A 3,800-nucleotide genomic window follows, 5' to 3' on the forward strand; every position below is an offset into this window, starting at 1 on the left:
GGCGATCGCAAATTCGTCGCAAATTAGAGGATAGTCCCAGTTTACGCGGTTATCCCGCAGAAATTTTGGATAAGGAATATACCAGAGCGCGTCGAGAGGCCGCCAAACAAACAGGTTTATTCCTTAGCATTTTTCCAGAGTTTTGTCCCTATACTATCGCGCAGGTGATAGAAGATTGGTGGCCCCGGTGATAGCCCTGATTAAAGGTTAAATAATATCAGCCAGACTGGGAAACTATCTGATCAAATCAGTCCCCCCAGAGAACCCCCCTTGAGCCACATAGCACACTTTCCTCTTTTTGTCAAATTTTATGTTAAGAAAGATGTAACTAATGGATAGGGGGATGATCAAGAATTAACCGTCTTCGTATTCGGGGATTCTCTCTTTTTTCTTCTCGGTGATATTGACGCGGGGGGGATTGTAATCCGGTTCCACGTCATCATCCCACATATCATCCTCGGCCTTATCCTCGTAATCGTCGTACTGAGGACGAGAAAAGCTTTCTGTGCGTTCTGAGCGCGCTTCTCCCCAGTTATCTTCTTCTTCCTCGTATTCTTCCTCATAATAACGAGCTTCGGCCCGTTTTTGCGGTGGGGGAGTGGCGCGCAGGGGTTCTTTTTCCCATTCGTCTTCACTCCAGCGTTCTTCAACGGGTTTAGCGGCCTCAACGGGAGTGCGGAGGGGAATACCCGTACCTAACTGATTTTCCGGACGAGCAGCGGGAGTATAATAAGCTTCTTCCTCTTCTCTTTCCCAGGGGGGACGACCAATACCCAAACGTTCCAAAACCCCCACACTAACCTGCGTGAGACGTTCTTCGGCCCCTTCAAAGACGATTAAGCGATTCGGACCGCTGCTAACCACTTCTTCAATGGCAATTTCGTAGGTACTGATCAATTGTTCGGGGATAAGAGGCAATCCCAGGGAAGCGATGACAATGGAATGTAATTGACCACTAAGGGGATCAAATTGATAATCGCGGACTTTGCCTAAAGGTTCGCCGGTTTCCGTGATCACTTCACTACCGATTAAGGGAGTATAAGCATCGATATCGACGGATTCCAAGACGTTATCATCTTCAACGAGAACCACGTCTCCCGTCTGACTGATGCTCGATAAATACATATATTGAGGCATTCCCGACAAGGAGAGGATATTATCGCGGAGTCCCAGGGCAACCACTTCTCGTTGATCGATATCTACTAGGATATCTTTAACAACGCCGAGTTTTTTGCCTGTATTGCGAGTGATAACCTGTGTATTTAAAAATTCTGAACGTAAGCGACTATTCTCTGTGATCATTTTTTCCTATGGGTAGGCGTTAGGTCGTGGGAAACGAGTTATTGTAGGCTTAATATATAGGGCGAGATCGAGGGTTAATTTACCGATATTGGCTTAGATCTTAAAGTTCCCTGAGATTAACACTTTTTTTGGCCTTGTTTGGGCGATAGTTTCGGGTGATAGATAGGGTTAAACCCATTTTAGCTAATTCTTTACATTTTTTTAGTAACAACAAAGCAGGAGCTAGAGAGAAACTCCCTTGGCTCCTGCTGTCTAGATTCTGATTACATAGTTAAGGACTGCACCTCAGTTTCGATCAGTTTAGCCAAGTCTTGCAGGAAGGAGGCAGCATCGGCCCCGTAGATGACTCGGTGGTCACTGGTGAGATTAACCGTCATCTGTTTTTGCACTCCGAATAAACCATCTTTATTGACGACGATTTGGGGACGGGAAGCACCCACGGCTAGGATCGCACCTTGGTTGGGGGGTAAGATAGCGGTAAAGCGATCGACTCCGAACATTCCCAGATTAGAAATGGTAAAAGTACCGCTATTATATTCTTCCGGTTGCAGTTGTTTACTGCGGGCGCGATCGACTAAATCTTTCCAACTGCGGGAGAGGGAATAGATATCCATCTGGTTAGCAGAGCGCAAAACCGGCGTAATTAAGCCACCACCAGGCATAGCCACGGCTACGGCCACGTTAATCGCCCCGTGGTATTGGATTCCTGCGTCGCTATAGCTGGCATTAACGATCGGATGTTTAGCGAGGGTGTTGGCTACTGCTTTTGCTAACAGGGCCGTCATGGTGACACCCTTGGATTTTAGCTGTTGATAGAGTTGATCCAGTGGGTCGGTGGTGATAGTGTAGCCCACTTGGAAGGTGGGAACCTGTAGGCTAACCGACATATTCTGAGCGACGGCTTTTTGCACAGTGGTGAGGGGAACAGTCCGACCGACCGGGGCGCTGGTTGGAATCGGGGCTTTAGGAGCCGCTACAGGGACGCTGACGGGTTGCGGGGGAGTAATGACGGTCGCGGGGGCGGTGCTGACTTTTCCTGTCGCTTTTTCTACGTCTTCGGCGGTAATTCGTCCGTGGGGACCGCTACCCACTAGGGTTTTCAGATCCACCTTTAATTCTTTAGCCAGTTTTTTGGCCCTGGGAGAGGCGACTAAACGGCCATTATCTTTAACGGCGGCGACAGGGATCGAAACGGGAGGCGGAGCGATTTCTGGGGTCTCTACGGGCTTGCTAGGGGCGGCGGCGGCGGTTTTTCCCTGAGCTTTGGCCAGTTCAATTTCCGCTTCAGTTTCGGCGATATAGGCGATCGCTTCCCCCACGGGTGCTTCCTGGCCAGCTTCGACTAAAATTACAGCGAGATAGCCATCATAAAACGATTCCACGTCCATGTCGGCTTTGTCGGATTCGACCACTAACACCGTTTCCCCTTTGCTGACTTTTTCCCCGGGGGACTTCACCCAAGAAACTATTTTTCCTTCGGTCATGGTGGAACTGAGCGCGGGCATGAAGATATCTCGAATCATGGTGGAGTGCTTCTATCTCTAATGTTTTGAGCCATAGCGCATTTTACCACAGTTGATGGGGTTGGGGGGCTTTTCAGTGAGCAGTGAGCAGTGGGAAAAAGAGAAGGGAAAACAGCCCCTTCTCCGTCGTATCTAGACAAAAATTGTTCTAGTTGCCAATATGGACCGGTTGTGCTTGCAGAGATTCGACTAAACCGCGCACGGCTGCCACCATGGCCACTTCATTATCCAATTGATTGATCGCCGAACCAACACCGATACCGGCCGCTCCAGCAGCGATCGCCATAGGAGCGGTGACAATCGATAAACCGGAAGCGCAGAGGACGGGAACTTTAACCGCATGGGAAATAGCGTGGGCTGCTGCTAAAGTCGGGGCGGCTTTTTCAATCAGTCCCAAAATACCGGCGTGACGGGGTTGACTGCTAGTGCCGCCTTCGGTTTGAATAATGTCAGCACCCTGACTAACTAAAGCTTCCGCTAGTCTCACCTGTTCATCGAGGGGCAGCAGATGGGGAACTGTCACAGACAGGGTAATTTCGGGCAGTAAGTCGCGAGTTTGACGGGTTAGGGCTAAAACTTCCGCCGCCTCAAAAATGCGTCCTTGAGCATAAAAACTATCGAAATTACCGATCTCAATTAAATCGGCCCCGGCCGCCACTGCCATCAGCAACAATTCTGGCTCGACGGCCGATACACACACGGGTAAATTTGTCAAGGCTTTTACCGCCCGAATTAGGTCAGCATTAGCGGCAATATCGACAAAAGTTGCTCCTCCGGCTGTAGCGGCTTTAACTACTGAGAGAACCTGCGAGCGATCGAAATTATTTAACCCACTGATCACTTTCAGGGCATGACGACGGGCGAAGGCTTGCTGTAAGGTAAAATTGATCATCGGAAATTTTGGGTCTGAAACCCCGTCGTTCTACGACGGCTTTACTGTTAAATATTAGCACATTTACGAAATATATGCTAAAA

Annotated in this window: 4 protein-coding genes; 1 reads left to right on the forward strand and 3 read right to left on the reverse strand. The window is 49.2% G+C overall.

What is annotated here, in order from left to right:
- A partial coding sequence (locus tag IM500_RS07690; protein WP_287738071.1) for a DUF29 domain-containing protein occupies window positions 1-191 on the forward strand: 191 nt, incomplete at its 5' end.
- 163 nt (window positions 192-354) lie between these two features.
- On the opposite strand, the gene IM500_RS07695 is transcribed toward IM500_RS07690, so the two are convergent.
- The 3 genes from IM500_RS07695 to IM500_RS07705 all read right to left on the reverse strand — a co-directional run bounded on the left by IM500_RS07695 (window position 355) and on the right by IM500_RS07705 (window position 3,717).
- Window positions 355-1,302 (reverse strand): PRC-barrel domain-containing protein, encoded by a 948-nt coding sequence (locus tag IM500_RS07695; RefSeq protein WP_061430398.1) that lies wholly within the window; start codon window positions 1,300-1,302, stop codon window positions 355-357.
- 263 nt (window positions 1,303-1,565) lie between these two features.
- The gene (locus IM500_RS07700; RefSeq protein ID WP_287738072.1) at window positions 1,566-2,825 is read right to left on the reverse strand and encodes a dihydrolipoamide acetyltransferase family protein; all 1,260 of its coding nucleotides are present in this window, start codon (window positions 2,823-2,825) and stop codon (window positions 1,566-1,568) included.
- 148 nt (window positions 2,826-2,973) lie between these two features.
- On the reverse strand, window positions 2,974-3,717 hold the full coding sequence (locus tag IM500_RS07705; protein WP_190721379.1) for a DUF561 domain-containing protein: 744 nt from the start codon (window positions 3,715-3,717) through the stop codon (window positions 2,974-2,976).
- Between the last annotated feature and the right edge of the window lie 83 nt (window positions 3,718-3,800).

The organism is Microcystis sp. M179S2, from assembly GCF_020245805.1.
Taxonomy (GTDB): domain Bacteria; phylum Cyanobacteriota; class Cyanobacteriia; order Cyanobacteriales; family Microcystaceae; genus Microcystis; species Microcystis aeruginosa.

Coding starts and splice junctions, on each gene's coding strand:
- IM500_RS07700 (WP_287738072.1), bottom strand. CDS start 2,825: ATGATTCGAGATATCTTCATGCCCGCGCTCAGTTCCACCATGACCGAA.
- IM500_RS07705 (WP_190721379.1), bottom strand. CDS start 3,717: ATGATCAATTTTACCTTACAGCAAGCCTTCGCCCGTCGTCATGCCCTG.
- IM500_RS07695 (WP_061430398.1), bottom strand. CDS start 1,302: ATGATCACAGAGAATAGTCGCTTACGTTCAGAATTTTTAAATACACAG.